This window comes from Altererythrobacter chaiwopuensis (assembly GCF_054957755.1).
Map to the genome: position 1 here is coordinate 644,538 of NZ_JBTXJG010000001.1, position 16,324 is coordinate 660,861.

15 protein-coding genes are annotated in these 16,324 nt (G+C 61.5%); 10 read left to right on the forward strand and 5 right to left on the reverse strand.

Translation table 11 applies throughout. The features are described from left to right. Positions 1–135: 135 nt before the first annotated feature. From ACX2DJ_RS03260 to ACX2DJ_RS03270, 3 genes are all read left to right on the forward strand, one after another. On the forward strand, positions 136–843 hold the full coding sequence (locus tag ACX2DJ_RS03260) for a M23 family metallopeptidase (protein ID WP_462570975.1): 708 nt from the start codon (positions 136–138) through the stop codon (positions 841–843). 166 nt (positions 844–1,009) lie between these two features. Beyond that, entirely contained in the window at positions 1,010–2,548 is a 1,539-nt protein-coding gene (locus ACX2DJ_RS03265; protein ID WP_462570976.1) for an acyl-CoA synthetase, read from the forward strand. A 2-nt stretch (positions 2,549–2,550) separates the two neighbouring features. After that, positions 2,551–3,867: a cytochrome P450 gene (locus ACX2DJ_RS03270; protein ID WP_462570978.1), complete on the forward strand. Its 1,317-nt coding sequence runs from the start codon at positions 2,551–2,553 to the stop codon at positions 3,865–3,867. Here the strand turns inward: ACX2DJ_RS03270 and galU are convergent. Continuing rightward, the gene (gene galU, locus ACX2DJ_RS03275) at positions 3,864–4,748 is read right to left on the reverse strand and encodes a UTP--glucose-1-phosphate uridylyltransferase GalU (protein WP_462570979.1); all 885 of its coding nucleotides are present in this window, start codon (positions 4,746–4,748) and stop codon (positions 3,864–3,866) included. The genes ACX2DJ_RS03270 and galU overlap by 4 nt on opposite strands. Positions 4,749–4,853: 105 nt before the next feature. Between galU and murA the strand changes: the two genes are divergently transcribed. From murA to ACX2DJ_RS03290, 3 genes are all read left to right on the forward strand, one after another. Then, positions 4,854–6,137, forward strand: a complete 1,284-nt coding sequence (murA, locus tag ACX2DJ_RS03280) for a UDP-N-acetylglucosamine 1-carboxyvinyltransferase (RefSeq protein ID WP_462570980.1) — start codon at positions 4,854–4,856, stop codon at positions 6,135–6,137. 66 nt (positions 6,138–6,203) lie between these two features. Beyond that, on the forward strand, positions 6,204–6,431 hold the full coding sequence (locus ACX2DJ_RS03285) for a hypothetical protein (RefSeq protein WP_462570982.1): 228 nt from the start codon (positions 6,204–6,206) through the stop codon (positions 6,429–6,431). 71 nt (positions 6,432–6,502) lie between these two features. After that, positions 6,503–7,015 carry a DUF305 domain-containing protein gene (locus ACX2DJ_RS03290; RefSeq protein WP_462570983.1) on the forward strand — a complete coding sequence of 171 codons (513 nt, stop codon included), beginning with the start codon at positions 6,503–6,505 and terminating at the stop codon, positions 7,013–7,015. On the opposite strand, the gene ACX2DJ_RS03295 is transcribed toward ACX2DJ_RS03290, so the two are convergent. The 4 genes from ACX2DJ_RS03295 to ACX2DJ_RS03310 all read right to left on the reverse strand — a co-directional run bounded on the left by ACX2DJ_RS03295 (position 7,012) and on the right by ACX2DJ_RS03310 (position 11,227). Then, positions 7,012–7,245 (reverse strand): ribbon-helix-helix domain-containing protein, encoded by a 234-nt coding sequence (locus tag ACX2DJ_RS03295; protein WP_462570984.1) that lies wholly within the window; start codon positions 7,243–7,245, stop codon positions 7,012–7,014. The genes ACX2DJ_RS03290 and ACX2DJ_RS03295 overlap by 4 nt on opposite strands. Before the next feature lie 37 nt (positions 7,246–7,282). Then, positions 7,283–9,565: a copper-transporting P-type ATPase gene (locus ACX2DJ_RS03300; protein WP_462570985.1), complete on the reverse strand. Its 2,283-nt coding sequence runs from the start codon at positions 9,563–9,565 to the stop codon at positions 7,283–7,285. A gap of 61 nt (positions 9,566–9,626) precedes the next feature. Continuing rightward, complete coding sequence (gene phbB, locus ACX2DJ_RS03305) at positions 9,627–10,349, reverse strand: acetoacetyl-CoA reductase (RefSeq protein ID WP_462570986.1); 723 nt, start codon at positions 10,347–10,349, stop codon at positions 9,627–9,629. Between the two features lie 125 nt (positions 10,350–10,474). Continuing rightward, entirely contained in the window at positions 10,475–11,227 is a 753-nt protein-coding gene (locus tag ACX2DJ_RS03310; RefSeq protein WP_462570987.1) for a hypothetical protein, read from the reverse strand. A gap of 443 nt (positions 11,228–11,670) precedes the next feature. Here ACX2DJ_RS03310 and ACX2DJ_RS03315 point away from each other — a divergent pair, with 443 nt between their 5' ends. The 4 genes from ACX2DJ_RS03315 (at position 11,671) to holA (ending at position 16,323) form a co-directional block, all read left to right on the forward strand. Then, positions 11,671–12,123 carry a DUF3576 domain-containing protein gene (locus ACX2DJ_RS03315; protein WP_462570988.1) on the forward strand — a complete coding sequence of 151 codons (453 nt, stop codon included), beginning with the start codon at positions 11,671–11,673 and terminating at the stop codon, positions 12,121–12,123. A 122-nt stretch (positions 12,124–12,245) separates the two neighbouring features. After that, on the forward strand, positions 12,246–14,786 hold the full coding sequence (gene leuS, locus ACX2DJ_RS03320; RefSeq protein ID WP_462570989.1) for a leucine--tRNA ligase: 2,541 nt from the start codon (positions 12,246–12,248) through the stop codon (positions 14,784–14,786). After that, positions 14,786–15,286, forward strand: coding sequence for an LPS assembly lipoprotein LptE (lptE, locus tag ACX2DJ_RS03325; protein ID WP_462570991.1), 501 nt, complete (start codon positions 14,786–14,788; stop codon positions 15,284–15,286). Before leuS ends, lptE begins: the two co-directional genes overlap by 1 nt. Next, the gene (holA, locus tag ACX2DJ_RS03330; RefSeq protein ID WP_462570992.1) at positions 15,283–16,323 is read left to right on the forward strand and encodes a DNA polymerase III subunit delta; all 1,041 of its coding nucleotides are present in this window, start codon (positions 15,283–15,285) and stop codon (positions 16,321–16,323) included. The genes lptE and holA overlap by 4 nt, the downstream gene beginning before the upstream one ends. Position 16,324 lies beyond the last annotated feature (1 nt).

Consider the following 16,324-nt stretch of genomic DNA (forward strand, 5'->3'; position numbering starts at 1 on the left):
AGCCCGTTAATCCATCCTCACACGAAAGCGGCAGATCATTTGAGCCGCTTAACGCACGCCGGGGCAAAGAGCCCTTCGGGTTGAACGACAAGATAAAGCGGGCTCTTCAGTGAGTGCTGCGTTGAGGAACGGGTTTTGATCGGATCGCATATCGGGCAATTCTGCAAGCAGGCGGGCTTTGCGCTTGTTGCTGGTTGTCTTTCGGTGGCCGCAAGCCCGGCATTTGCCAACAGTAATTCCGCTGCAGTCGACATCAGCGACACGGTCCGCCAGGCGCAGGATGATTCGCTCATCACCGGCGATCAGGGCTTTCGCCAGCTCTTCGCCAGCTGGGAAGCGCTGGACGCGCGCGGTCCGGCTGCGAATACCGTCAAACCGTCCATTTCCGTGCCGTCGCGCATGCCGCTTGATGGCGCGCGGCTGACCAGCGATTTCGGGATGCGCACACACCCCGTGCTCGGCGGTCGGCGCAAGCACAAGGGGATAGATCTGGCAGCCCCGACCGGCACGCCGATCTATGCAACTGCTGACGGCATCGTCGATCGTGCCGAATGGTTTTCCACCTACGGCCTGTTTATCGAGATCGATCACGGCGCTAGCCTTGAAACGCGCTATGCCCACATGTCGCGCCTTTTGGTGGCTGAGGGTGAGCGGGTCAAAAAGGGCGACATCATAGGCTACGTGGGATCGACCGGCCGGTCGACCGGCCCGCATCTCCACTATGAAGTGGTCATGTCGGGTATTGCAGTCAATCCAATTCCCTATATGGTCGAATCGCCGGTCCAGCAGCGCTTGGCGAAACTGGCACAGATTTCTGGCGAAGGCGGCCAGGGCGGCGACTAGGCCGCAGCAAGAGTTTCCCGCCTGGAAGCGGGTTCGGACAGAGGAGAGGATGTCCGATAATGGCGGCGGGTTATCCCGCCGCCTTTTTTCTTGTCGTCTTTGGCTAGTTAGCTAGGTTTCCATATGCAACCATACGGCATAAAGTCCGCATGGGGAGAGGACACCGATGCATCCGATCGAACACGCAAGAACGCGCCCAAACCAGCCTGCCGTGATTATGGCCGGAAGCGGCGAAACCATGACCTTCGGCGAAATGGATCGCGAATCGAATCGCTTCGCGCAGATGCTCCGGGCACTTGGGTTGCGGCCAGACGATGCTTTCGCCGTGTTGCTTGAAAACCGGATCGAATTCTACACGCTGATCTGGGGTTCCCAGCGAGCGGGCACGATGCTGGTGCCGATCTCGACGCGGCTGACTGCGCCCGAGATTGCCTATATTCTTGAAGACAGCGAAGCCAAGCTGCTGATCACGTCGCGCTACTTTGATGCGGTGTTGCCCGCCGTGCGCGCTGCCTGCCCCGATCTGCCGGTGCTGGTGATGGGGGGTGATGGCGACGAGGATTTCGCAGCGGCCCTGGCGGCGCAACCAGCTGAGCCCATAGCTGACCAAACAGCGGGCATGGTGATGCTCTATTCCTCTGGCACAACCGGCCGGCCAAAAGGCATCCGGCCCAAACCACCCGTAGATCCCGATCCGCAGGCAATTGTGCCATTTCTCGGCCTCGCGACAATCGGGGCGGGCATGCCGACCGACGGCACTATGATCTATCTTTCGCCGGCACCGCTCTATCATGCAGCACCGATCGGATGGTCTTCGGCTGTGCACCGCCTTGGCGGAACAGTGGTCATGATGGAGAAATTCGATCCCGAAGCTGCGCTTGCCGCGATCGAGACATACAAGGTGACCGACAGCCAATGGGTGCCGACACATTTCGTGCGCATGCTCAAATTGCCGGAAGAGATCCGTAGCAAGTATGACCTCTCCAGCCATAAGCGTGCGCTTCACGCTGCTGCGCCATGCCCGATCCCGATCAAACAGCAGATGATCGAATGGTGGGGGCCGATCGTGAATGAGTATTATGCCGGGTCTGAAAGCATCGGCATGACGATGATCCATTCACCTGACTGGCTCACTCACCCGGGCAGTGTCGGGCGCGCGATCCATGGCAAGCTGCATATTTGCGGCCCCGATGGCGAAGAACTTCCTGCCGGGCAGGACGGGGTGATCTATTTCGAAAACGAGATTCTGCCGACGTATCACAAGGACCCTGCCAAGACGGCTGAAGCCATGCATTCCGAAGGCTGGATGACGCTGGGCGATATCGGCCATCTCGATGAGGACGGCTTCCTCTACCTGACCGATCGCAAGAGCCACATGATCATCTCTGGCGGGGTCAATATCTACCCGCAGGAAATCGAGAACCTGCTGGTGAGCCATGACAAGGTGATGGATGCGGCGGTGATCGGCGCGCCCGATCCGGATCTTGGCGAGAAGGTTGTCGCGGTTGTGCAGCCGGTCGACATGGGTGAAGCCGGCGATGCGCTGGAACAGGAATTGCGCGATTACCTCAGCCCGCAACTGGCCCGGATCAAGATGCCCAAGCTGTTCGATTTCCGGCCCGATCTGCCGCGTGAAGCCAATGGCAAGCTCTACAAGCGCGAACTGCGCGATGAATATGCTGCCAAGGCCCAAGCGGAGGCGTGAGCATGGCCGATCAAGCAAAGGTTCTGCCGCCCGAGATTGCCCGCGAAGTCATCGATCCGCATTCCTATGCCCAGTGGGATAGCCTGCTCGATACGTTCGACCAGTTGCGCGAAGAGGCGCCTGTGGCGCTGGTCAAGCCCGAGGACGGCAAGCTGTTCGATCCCTTCTGGCTGGTCACCCGCTATGAAGACGTGATGCGCATTTCGAAGGACAATGCCACCTTCCTCAACAATCCGCGCCCGGTGGTGTTCAGTTTCCGCGACGCAATCGAATTCAGTCGCAAGGCAACCGGCTCCAACATGCTGGTCGATTCGCTGGTGGTGTTCGATGCGCCGATCCACCCCAAATATCGCCGGTTGACGCAGGACTGGTTCATGCCGCGCAACCTCCAGAAAATGGAGGGCGAGATCCGCGCCATCGCCAATGCAACGGTGGACCGGCTGGTGGCCGCTGGCGAGGGCGGGGTCGGAGAAAGAGAGGGCGTGGACTTTTGCAAACTCGTTTCGGCGCCTTATCCGCTGCATGTCGTGATGCAGATCCTGGGCGTGCCCGAAGAGGACGAGCAGCGCATGTTGATGCTCACCCAGCAGATGTTCGGCGGGCAGGATGCGGATCTTTCCGGCACCGGCATGCAAAATATGACGCCGGAGCAAGTGGTGCTGCTGGTTGCGGGCGCGGTGAAGAATTTCGAGGAATATTTTGCCGGGATCGCGCGCGATCGCCGCGCCAACCCTACAGGCGATGTTGCCAGCGTGATTGCCAATGCGACGGTCGATGGCGAGCCCCTGCCTGAGCGCGATATGGCGGGATATTACATCATCGTTGCCACCGCCGGGCATGACACGACCTCGGCTTCCACTGCCGGGGCGATGCAGGCCTTGGCGAAGGACCCGGAGCAATGGGCCAGGGTCAAGGCAGATCGTTCGCTGTTGCCGGGCATCGTCGAGGAAGCGATTCGCTGGACCACGCCGGTGCAGCATTTCATGCGTACTGCGGCTGAAGATGTCGAGCTGGGTGGGCAACAGATCAGGAAGGGCGATTGGCTGATGATCAACTATGTCGCCGCCAATCACGATCCGGCGCAGTTCGCAAATCCGCGCAAGTTCGATGCCAGCCGCTCGCCCAATCGGCACCTGGCGTTCGGCGCGGGCGCTCACCAGTGCCTTGGCCTGCACCTTGCCCGGATGGAGATGAAGATCCTGTTCGAAACGCTGCTTGACCGGATCGAGAGCATCGAGCTGGCGGGTGAGCCCAAGCGCGCAACTTCGACCTTTGTCGGCGGGCTGAAAACGCTGCCGCTGCGTTTCGTCGCGAGCTAGATTGCTAGAAGACGTTCGGCCATCGCGCGCACTTCCGCGCCCATGTCCTCGCGTTCAAGCGCCAATGCCAGCGTCGCCTCGACGAAGCCGAGTTTGCTGCCGCAATCATAGCGCTTGCCGTCAAACGTAACTGCGTGGAACGGCTGGCTGCCGATCATCTTGGCCATGGCGTCGGTCAGCTGGATTTCGCCGCCCGCGCCTTTCTCTTGCGCTTCGAGCACGCGCATCACTTCGGGTTGCAGGATGTAGCGGCCCGAAATGATCTTGTTCGATGGCGCGTCGGCAACAGGCGGCTTTTCGACCAGGCCGCTTACCTCGGTCAGCGCGCCCATTTCAGCGCCGGGGTCGATCACGCCATAGCTTGAAACATCCTCGCGCGGGACTTCGAGCACGCTGATCAAATTTCCGCCGACTTCATTATAGGCATCGACCATCTGTTTCATGCAGCCTGTGCCGCCAACCTTTCCGATCATCAGCTCATCGGGCAGGAAAATCGCAAAGGGTTCATCCCCCACGATGGCGCGCGCGCACCAGATTGCGTGGCCCAGCCCCAGCGGCACCTGCTGGCGCACGGTGATGATGTCACCCGGCGTTGCCCGCGTCGTTTGGAGCACGCTCAGATCCTTGCCGCGCTCGCTCAGTGTCGCCTCAAGCTCGTAAGCGATATCGAAATGCTCGACGATTGCCGTCTTGCCGCGCCCGGTGACAAAGATCATTTGCTCGATCCCGGCCTCGCGCGCTTCATCTACGGCATACTGGATCAACGGGCGGTCTACGATTGCCAGCATTTCCTTGGGGATCGCTTTGGTCGCGGGCAGGAACCGCGTGCCTAGCCCGGCGACGGGGAACACTGCCTTTCGGATCGGTTTGGGTGTGCTCATGACGATGCGGGATAGGGGGCAAATGTTTCACCTGCAAGCATGACTACCTCCAGTTTCATGCGCTTGTTCGTTTGCTCGGCAGCCGAGATTGGCTAAGGGCAGGAAATGGACAAACTCGTCATCCGCGGCGGCAACCGACTCGAAGGCACGATTCCGATTTCCGGGGCCAAGAATGCTGCGCTTACACTCATCCCCTGCGCGCTCCTGACCGAGGAGCCTCTGACGCTCAGGAACCTGCCGCGCCTGGCCGATATCGACGGGTTCCAGCACCTGATGAATCAGTTTGGCGTCACCACGGTGATTCAAGGCACGCGGCCTGAGGATTTCGGCCGCGTAATGAGCCTGGAAGCGCCGCGGATCACCTCTTCGGTCGCGCCCTATGATCTGGTGCGCAAGATGCGCGCCTCGATCCTGGTATTGGGCCCGATGCTGGCGCGCATGGGCGAGGCGACGGTGTCGATGCCGGGAGGCTGCGCGATCGGTAATCGCCCGATCGACCTGCATCTGAGGGCGCTCGAGGCTTTCGGTGCCACTATCGAGCTTGCACAAGGGTATGTTCGCGCGATTGCGCCCGATGGCGGGCTGCCCGGCGGCGAGTTCGATTTTCCGGTTGTCTCTGTCGGGGCGACCGAGAATGCGGTGATGGCGGCGGTGCTGGCGAACGGCAGCTGCCGCCTGTTCAACGCCGCACGCGAGCCCGAGATTGTCGATTTGTGCAATCTGCTGGTCGCCATGGGGGCGGAGATCGAGGGTATCGGCAGCTCCGATCTCACCATCCACGGGGTCAGGCGGCTGCACGGCGCAACCTATCGCGTGATGCCCGACCGGATCGAGGCTGGCTCTTACGCCTGCGCCGCAGCGATCACCGGCGGCGACGTCCGGCTTGAAGGCGCCAAAGCGGGCGAGATGGCGGCCACCATCCACGCGCTGCGGAATATCGGGGTCGAGGTGGAGGAAGACGCCAAGGGGATCAGGGTTTGTCCCAATGGCAAGCTCAAGGCCACCAATCTCACCACCGCACCCTATCCCGGCCTCGCCACCGACATGCAGGCGCAGCTGATGGCGCTGCTGTGCAAGGCTGAAGGCACCAGCGTGCTCAAGGAAACCATTTTCGAGAACCGCTTCATGCATGTGCCCGAACTGCGGCGCATGGGGGCGGATATTGAGACCGAGGGCCGTACTGCCATCGTCAAGGGAGTCGATCGGCTCACGGGCGCTGAAGTGATGGCGACCGATCTGCGTGCCTCCTTCAGCCTGGTGCTGGCGGGGCTGGCGGCCGAAGGCGAGACCACCGTGCGGCGGCTATACCACCTCGATCGCGGTTACGAGCGGCTGGAAGAGAAGCTGCAGCTGGTTGGCGCAGACATAGAACGGGTGGGCGACGATTGAGCCGATAGAGCGGACCTTTCGCCCCCGCCAGGCGTTGACGGGAGGGGTAACGAAGGAGATCGTATCATGGGACTATTGAAAATCGCTGCCTTGTCGGCACTCGGATATGCCGGATACAAAGCTATCGAAAAGAAGCGGGGTGCCAGTCCGGCTGCTTTCGCCACCGGCCAGACCGGCAATGTGCGCGACGCAGGGCCGGGCGCCATGCGGGACAATTCGTCGGATACGTGGAACAAGACGGACGAGGAGAGCGACGCAAGCTTTCCGGCCAGCGATCCGCCAGCGAATTACTGACCGCGAAGCTTTGAACGTGGTGCGCAGATAGAACAATCGGAACGTCCCGGCGTTTCGCCCGTAATTCGCATATGGACCAATCAAAACGCACCCATAATTCCGGGATGGGCTATCCGCGCTTCTTTGCGATGATCGCAACATCGACTGTTGTCATGTATGCGATCATGTATCTCAACACTTACGAAATTTCCCATGTCTGGTTCAGCCAGACAAGGGCGTGGATGGCGCTGCTGATGGGGGCAGTGATGGCGGTAATAATGCTTCTGTTCATGTGGCGGATGTACCACCAGCTTCAGTGGAACCTACTGATCCTGGGCAGCGCGGTAGCGGTGTTCGGCGGATCGCTCTGGTTGGTGCGTAGTCAGGAAACAGTCGGTGATGTCAGCTGGATGAAAGCGATGATCCCGCATCACTCGATCGCCATATTGACCAGCCGCCGGGCAGAAATTTCCGACCCTCGCGTGCGTGCACTCGCTAATGAAATCATTGATGCGCAGGTCAGGGAAATTGACGAAATGGAAAAGCTGATTGCCGACATCCAGGCAAACGGAGACGCACCGGGCCCGCCCGCCCCAGCCAGCTAGGAATTGAAAATCAACCACACCCTGATCGCCCCGGCGAGGCCGGGCGGTGTTTCCGACTTGATCCGCTCTTCATCGATTCGTGCGACGAGTGCGTTGATTGGCAGGCCTTCCGCTTCAGCCGCCGCGCGCAGCATGTCCCAGAACAGCGGCTCAAGGCTGATCGAGGTCTTGTGTCCGGCAATCTCGACCGAGCGCTTGACTGGGGGGTGGTAGGGCGGCGGCTGTGTCACCTGCGCGGTGATAAGGCGCATACCGCCGACTCGCCAGTCAGATTCTCGCGCTTCTCAGACGCAGCGAATTGGTCACGACCGAGATTGACGATGCGCTCATGGCGAAGGCGGCGAACATCGGACTGATCAGTATTCCGAAGTAGGGATAGAGCAATCCGGCCGCCACCGGCACGCCTGCGGCATTGTAGATCAGCGCGAAGAACAGGTTCTGGCGGATGTTGCGCATGGTCGCCTTCGAGAGGCGGCGTGCGCGCACGATCCCGTCGAGATTGCCTTTGACCAATGTGATGCCTGCGCTTTCGATGGCGACATCGACGCCGGTGCCCATGGCGATCCCGACATCGGCCTGCGCGAGCGCGGGGGCATCATTCACCCCGTCGCCCGCCATGGCAACCTTGCGACCTTCCCTCTGAAGCTCCTGGATTATGCGCGCCTTGTCTTCGGGCAGCACGTCGGCGCGGATTTCGTCAATCCCGAGGCGGGCGGCCACCGCTCTGGCGGTGCGTTCGTTGTCACCCGTCGCCATGATGATGCGAAAGCCAAGTGCATGAAGCGCCTTCAGGGCGTCAGGCGTCGTTTCCTTCACCGGGTCGGCTACGCTGACGAGGCCTGCTACGGCACCCTCCAGCATGACGAACATCACCGTCTCGCCCTGGTCGCGATGGGAATTGGCTTTCTCCGTCAATTCGGCGGCTTCAAGGCCAAGGTCGGTTACCAGCTTCAGATTTCCGAGCGCGACACTCTTGCCATCGACGACGCCCTTCACGCCTTTGCCCGTAACAGCCTCGAAGTCGCTGGCTTCGCCGAGCGCCACGCCGCGCTCCTCTGCGCCTGCAACAATCGCCTCCGCCAGTGGATGCTCGGATCCCTTTTCGAGAGTGGCGGCCAGGCGCAGCACTTCCGCTTCATCATGACCCGGTTCGGGAAGCACGGCCACCAGCCGGGGCTTGCCCTCGGTCAGCGTCCCGGTCTTGTCGACCATCAGCGTGTCGACTTTTTCAAAACGTTCGAGTGCCTCCGCATTCTTGATCAGCACACCGGCCTGCGCTCCTCGCCCGGTGGCGGTCATGATCGACATCGGTGTGGCGAGCCCTAGCGCACAGGGGCAGGCAATGATGAGTACAGCAACGGCAGCGATCAGGGCATACGACATTGCGGGCGCCGGACCCCATATCGACCAGCCGATGAATGCCAGCACGGCGACGGCGATCACGACCGGCACGAACCAGCCCGAAACCTTGTCAGCATATTTCTGGATCGGCGCGCGCGATCGCTGCGCATTGGCAACCATTTCGACGATTTGGGAAAGCATGGTGTCGGCGCCGACACGGGTCGCTTTGATGATGAGACTGCCGGTCCCATTGATTGTCGCCCCGGTAACAGGATCGCCGGCGACTTTCTCGACCGGCAAGGGTTCCCCGCTGATCATGCTTTCATCGACCGAGGAACGCCCGTCGATAACGACACCATCGACCGGTATCTTGTCCCCCGGTCGCACGCGCAGGCGATCGCCTACGCCGACTTGTTCAAGCGGAATTTCTTCCTCGCTGCCGTCGTCGCGGACGATGCGTGCCGTCTTGGGTGCCAGGTCGAGCAAGGCGCGGATCGCCTTGCCGGTTCCCTCACGCGCCCGCAACTCCATCACCTGACCCAGCAGCACCAGCGTGACGATGACCGCCGCCGCCTCGAAATAGACGCTGACATTGCCCTCTGCATCGCGGAAACCGTCGGGAAATATGCCCGGCGCAAGGACCGCGACGATGCTGAACAGCCAGGCGGCCAGCACTCCCATGCCGATCAGCGAGAACATGTTGAGGTTCAGCGTGCGAAATGAATTCCATCCCCGCACGAGGAACGGCCAGCCGCACCACAGAACGACCGGCGTGCCGAGCACCAGTTCGATCCAGAGCGTGTTGCGCTCTCCAAAAATATCCCTGACGCCGCCAAGCCCGAGCATGGGCCCCATGGTGAGGACCAGCAGCGGAACAGTAAGGACAGCGCCGATCCAGAAGCGCCGTGTAAAGTCGGCAAGTTCGGGATTACGCCCATGCTCGGCCATGGCTGCGGATTCGAGCTCCAGCCCCATGCCGCAGATCGGGCATGACCCGGGAGTTGGCTGGCGCACCTGCGGATGCATCGGGCAGGTGTAGACCGCGCCCTGATGACCCGGCGGAACCTGATCGTATTTTCCCCCTCTTACCTCAGCGCCTTCAGCGGATGCATGTTGATCGCTGTGGCCGTCACGGGCATCGCCATGTACCCGCCCATGGCAAGCATGGCTGGCCTCGCTTACGCCTGAAGGTTGGTCGCTATCTGGCATGTTTGGCAAGATAGCGCGGATTGTGGCCCGGCGCCAATTTCTTCAGCCAGGCGCCAGCGCATCAATACATGTGCTGGCCGCCGTTGATGCTCATGGTCGAGCCGGTTACGAAGCCGGCATCCTCGCTGCACAGGAAGGCGACCCCGCGCGCGATTTCATGGGCATGGCCCAACCGGCCCACCGGGATCTTGGCGACGATCTTTTCCAGCACCGGCGGCGGGACGGCGGCGACCATGTCGGTATCGATATAGCCGGGCGCGATGGCGTTGACGGTTACGCCGAACTTCGCGCCTTCCTGTGCCAAGGCCTTGGTAAAGCCGTGGATGCCGCTTTTCGCCGCCGCATAATTGACCTGGCCATACTGGCCCGCCTGTCCGTTGATCGAGCCGATATTGACGATCCGGCCCCAGCCGCGCTCGCGCATGCCGGGGAAGCAGGCCTTGGCCATATTGAAACAGCCGCCCAGATTGATGCGCATCACCTCGTGCCAATCATCGTATGACATCTTGTGCAGCACGCCGTCGCGCGTAATCCCGGCATTGTTTACCACGACATCGATCTGGCCAACTTCTTCTTCAACGCGCTTGCAACCGGCCAGCGCTGCTTCGTGGTCCCCTACGTCCCATTTGTATGAGCGGATACCGGTATCGGCCTTGAGCTGTTCAGCTGCGGCATCATTGCCGGCATAGTTCGCGACGACCGTGAAGCCATCCGCGTGAAGCCTCTCGCAAATCGCGCGACCGATTCCGCGAGTTCCGCCAGTAACAATTGCAACGCGCGCCATATCCGATTCTCCGTTCCGCAGTATCTGGTTAGAACTAGCGATGCCGTTACGTCAGGGAAATGAAAAACCCCGCCTAAGCGGGGTTTGATCATACGAATTCACGATGTGAAAGCGTCGCCGCGCGATCAGAAGCGGAATTGCGTGCCCACATACACTGCCTGGCTGTCTTGCTCCGAATCGGTCACCGGCCTCAGCCGGTCGCGCTCCTGCGACAGCCGCACGCCCGCAGTCACATCAAGATTGCGGGTAATACGATAAGCACCGCCAAGATCGAAGGTCTGCGCGCCGAGCGAGTCATAGGTATTCGGCGAACGACCCGCGACCTCTTCGTCTTGCAGTATGATGCGCGGCTGGAAGCGGTTTGGCTTTTCCGGCGCGCTTGAGCGCGATGGTTCGAAACTTGCCAGATCGGGCATTGCTATATCACGCATGCTGCCCGACAGGCCAAGCTGCGGTTCGGGGCGTTTGAAGCTTTGATAGCCGCGTGCCGTACCAAGGTTGAAACGCGTTGCTGCCAGAGCCGTGAGGCCTTCGCCGCCGCCCGGTGCAACATTGAGCACATTGCGCACGGAAATCGCCCGCGCAGTATCCTGATCAACCCGCACTGCCACCGTTACTGTGCGGTCCCGCTTGATCGTGCTGCCGCTTGGTGTGAAGCGCAGCGCCGAATTGTCAGCCCGCCGCGCCATACGCTGTGCCAGCTGCGGATCAACCGACGCCGGGGTGAATACCGCAAACGGCGAAGATGCGCCGTCGCCAGCCCCATCGGAAAGGGCGGCAACCGCCAGGCCCGCCGAAGGAACGCCAAAAGCCAGGCCAGCAGCTGCCAGCAGCAAGGGCAGCTTGCGCGCCGATCTTGCTGGGTGAACTGTTGCCATGACCGTGACCTTAAACCCTTCTTCCCGTTCGCCAAGACCTTGGCGGGTTAAACCTGATCGAACCTCTAAAGGCTCTGGTTTACTTAAACTCAACCATGCTGAACCGCAGATGACTGCGCATTTCGCAAAAGCCGCGACTCACTATCACAGTTGTGGACAATAGGACCCTTTGGACTTGCCAGGCAATGCCCGCGATCCGTTGCGTGACGTTAGGGCAGCCTTGTGTTGCAATTGGCACACAAGATGGCTCCACGCACATAAGGCGGCCGTTGGGAATCGCGCCAAGGCAACCGCCTCGTTGCCTGCGTTCAGGAAGGATAAAGCCGCCTTCAGTGCACAAAAGCGGGCATGGCCAGCTGCCTGCGATTGTTTCCCGCCTTGTCGCACGCGCACGGACAGCTATAGAGCCGAAAACGACAATTCCGCTTGAGGACCTTTCACCAATGAGCCTGATCCAGCCTGCCATCCGCCGCACTGCCCAATTCGCGCTCGCCAGCGCGGTGCTGGCGACACTTGCTGCCTGCGGTGGGCGTGAGCGGCCTGAGGCTGACCTTGCTGCGGCGCAGGTCAACACCATAGGGGTGAACTCCTATCTCTGGCGCGCTGCGCTGGAGACTGTCAGCTTTGCTCCGTTACTGCAGGCAGACAGCGCAGGCGGAGTGATTGTGACTGATTGGTATGCGAATCCCACCAACCCGAACGAGCGGGTCAAGGTGACGGTGACGATCCTCGACACCGATCTTCGCGCCGATGCGCTGCGCGTGGCTGCCAGCCGCCAGGTGGCGCAGGGTGGTGGCTGGGTCGATGCCCCGGTGCAGGCGGCCACTGTGCAGAAGCTGGAGGACATCATCCTTACCAAGGCCCGCGAACTGCGCCGGCAGACGCTCGCTTCCTGATTTGCCCGTCAGCGCCTGCGAACTTCGCGGGCCAGCCTGTCATCCGCCAAACCGGCGATGAAAGGCCAGTTCTTGATGCGAACGCGCTTCCAATCGCGCCCGAAATCCCTAACAGGTTGGCCATGACCGATACCCGTTTCGATCCATCGCAAGCCGATGCCCGCTGGCAGCGAGCCTGGGAGGAGGCAGGCACGTTCCACGCCGACAGCAATTCGCCCAGGCCGAAAAGCTATGTGCTCGAGATGTTTCCCTATCCTTCGGGCCGGATCCACATGGGCCATGTGCGCAACTACACCATGGGTGACGTGCTGGCGCGCTACAAGAAAATGCGCGGGTACGAGGTCCTTCATCCGATGGGCTGGGATGCCTTCGGCATGCCAGCGGAAAATGCCGCGATGGAAAAGGGCGTGCATCCGGGCGGCTGGACGCGCGAGAATATCGCCAACATGAAAGCGCAGCTGAAGCGGATCGGCTTCGCGCTCGACTGGAGCCGTGAATTCGCCACCTGCGATCCCGAATATTACGGCCACGAACAGGCGCTGTTCCTCGATCTGTACGAGGCGGGGCTGGTTTATCGCAAGGAATCGACCGTCAACTGGGATCCGGTTGACATGACCGTGCTTGCCAACGAGCAGGTGATTGACGGCAAGGGCTGGCGCTCGGGAGCCGAGGTCGAGAAGCGCAAGCTCAGCCAGTGGTTTCTCAAGATCACCGATTTCGCCGAAGATCTGCTGGGCGGGCTCGGTGCGCTCGAAAACTGGCCTGACAAGGTCAAGCTGATGCAGGAAAACTGGATAGGTAAATCGAGCGGCCTCGAATTCAGCTTCGAGCTTTCGAATGGCGAAAGCCTGCCGGTTTATTCGACCAGGCCGGACACGATCTTCGGCGCAAGCTTCGTTGCGGTCGCCGCCGATCATCCTCTGGCGCAGTCGGCCGCGATGAACAACTGCGATGCGGCGAAGTTCATCGAACAATGCAAGCGCGGCGGCACCACTGCTGCTGAGCTGGAAACCGCCGAGAAGCTCGGTTTCGATACCGGCATCGGCGCTAAACACCCCTTTACCGGGAAGCATTTGCCGGTGTTCATCGCCAATTTCGTGCTGATGGATTACGGGACCGGCGCGGTGATGGGCGTGCCGGGACATGACCAGCGCGACTTCGAGTTTGCAGCCAAATACAACCTACCGATCGTGCGCGTAATCGCCGCCTCGCCCGAGGCTGCAGGCGAACCGCTGAACGAGGCTGACACTGGCGACGGAGTGTGCGTCAATTCGGACTTTCTCGACGGGATGAGCGTTGAAGCGGCCAAGGATGCGGTGAACGCACGCGCTGAAAGCGAAGGCTGGGGCAAAGGTACAACGGTGTGGCGCCTGCGCGATTGGGGCGTTTCGCGCCAGCGCTATTGGGGAACGCCGATCCCGTTCATCCATTGCCAGACATGCGGTGTTGTGCCTGCACCCAAGGACAGCCTGCCGATCACACTGCCCGATGATGTCGATTTCAAGACGCCGGGCAATCCGCTGCTGCGCCACCCGACGTGGAAGCACACGACCTGCCCGAAATGCGGCGGCGCTGCCGAGCGGGAGACCGATACGCTCGATACTTTCGTCGATTCGAGCTGGTATTTCCTGCGCTTCGCCAGCCAGCCGGCGGACAAGCCCTTCGACCGCGAGGAGGTCGCCAAATGGCTGCCGGTCGAGCAATATATCGGCGGGATCGAGCACGCGATCCTGCACCTGCTCTATGCCCGCTTCTGGACCCGCGCCCTGCAGCATATCGGCCAGCTCGATTTTGCCGAACCCTTCGGCAGCCTGTTCACGCAAGGCATGGTCACGCACGAGACCTATTCGCGGCGGACCAATGGCCGCACCACCTATTTCCTGCCGGCTGAGGTCGATCGCAGCGGCAATGGCGCGGTGCTGAGAGACGATGGCCAGCCAGTCGAAATCGGCCGCGTCATCAAGATGTCGAAGTCGAAGAAGAACACGGTCGATCCCGACAATATCATCGACACCTATGGTGCCGACGCTGCGCGCTGGTTCATGCTCAGTGACAGCCCGCCCGAACGCGATCTGCCATGGTCGGAAGCCGGGATCGAAGGCTGTGGGCGTTTCGTCCAGCGGCTGTGGCGGCTGTTCGGCCAATATGACCCCGCTGCACAAGTCGAGGACACCCAGGACGACAAGGCATTGTCGCGCAAGCTGCACCAGACGATCGCCGCCGTTGCGGACGACATCGAAGCGCTCAATTTCAACAAGGCAGTGGCGCGGATATACGAGCTGACCACGGCTGCCGAGAAGGCTCAGCCTTCCGCAGCACGCAGCGAAGCGATTGCCGGGTTGATGCTGCTATCCGCGCCGATGATGCCGCACCTGGCAGAAGAGGCATGGCACCGCGCCGGGCTCGCCAGCCATTCGGGGGGCCTGATCGCCAATGCCGCCTGGCCCGCGCATGATCCGGCGCTGCTGGTGGAGGATGAAGTCACCATCGCGGTGCAAGTTAACGGGAAGCTGCGCGACACGGAAGTTGTCGCAAAGGGCACCGATCGAGCTGAACTTGAGGCGATCGCTGTTGCCAATACCAAGGTTCAGGCCATTTTGTCCGGGGCTTCACCAAAGAAGATCATTGTGGTCCCTGACCGGCTGGTCAATATTGTGGTCTGATGCGCGCACTGTTTGCCAGCCTTGCCCTGATGGCGCTTTCCGCTTGCGGTCTTCAGCCGATGTATGCCGGAAGTGGCGGCACAGCGGTGGCGCAGGGGCTGGCAGCGGTTGAGGTTGCCCCGATTCCGGGCCGCGATGGCTGGCTGGTGCGCAATGCCCTCAATGATCGGCTGCACGTAACCGGGCCAGGCACTGCGCCGCGCTATCGCCTTGATGTCCGGCTCGACGATTCGCTCGAAGCGCTGGGCGTGCTCAACGATGACACGATCAGCCGCGAACGCCGCATCCTGCGCGCCCGCTATCAGCTGGTTGACATCACCAGCGGCGCAATCCTGCTGGATGCCAGCGCTGGATCGGATGCCGGGATTGACGTTGTGTCCAGCGAATACGCCACCATCGCGGCCGAACAGACTGCGCTGGAAAATCTCGCCCGCGATGTGGCTGAACGGATGGTGCGGCAAGTGGCATTGACCTTGCGCCAGGCCGGCCAGGCGCAATGAAGGCCACCCAGCGCGACTTTGCCTCCACCGCGCGCCGCGCTGCTGAACAATGCGGCATCTTCTTCTTCTGCGGACCTGACGAAGCGGGCGCCTCTGCAGCGGCGCAAAGCATCCTGCAGCTGCTGCCGCAGCCCAGCGAACGAGTGGAGATTTCAGGCGCCGATTTGCGCAAGGACCCGGCGCTGCTGGGTGATGAGGCGCGCTCGGGCTCGCTGTTTGGTGACAAGCGCCATATTTTTGTGCGGGCCAATGGCGATGAAGCGCACGATGCGCTGCAGGTGTTGATCGAGACCAGCGAAGGTGGCGCCGGTGAAGCGGCGCCGGTGCTGCTGGTGGCGACATCGGCAACCGACAAATCGCGCACCGCCAAGTTGCTGGAGAAACGCAAGGACGCGCTGGTGGCGATGTTCTGGCCGCCCGATCTGCAATCGGTTTCTGCCTCGGTGCGGCAGATGGCGGATGCGGCGGGGCTGAGGCTGGGCGGAGACCTGGCAGAGCGGATTGCGCGGGCCGCCGGTCTGGACGTGCGGCTGGCACAGTCTGAAATCACCAAGCTGGCGACTTATTGCGATGCTTCGCCGCAATCACCGCGTCAGCTGACCATTGAAGATCTCGACGTGGTGGGAGCTGCGACCGAGGAAGACGGCTTCATGCCGCTGGTCAATGCCGTGCTCAAGGGCGACACTGGGCGGCTTGACCGCGAACTCAGGCGAATGCGCGAACACGGACTGAACCCGGTCGGTGTGTTGCTGGCGGTTGAACGCCGGGCTGCACAACTGGCGCAGATCGCCGCACAGCTCGGCCCGCGCGGTTCGCTCGACGGGCTCGATCGAGGAGCCAAGGCCCGGCTTGGCATCTTTTTTCGTGACGAGCGCGATATTCGCGACCAGCTGCAATGCTGGCACAGGCGCAAGCTCGAACGGCTCGGCCCGCGGCTGATGCAAATGCATCGACAGTTGCTTGGCAACAGCCAGGCGGCGGAATTGCTGCTGGCCCAGGGTCTGACCGATATCGCCCGTTTCGCCGCGCGGCGATAGG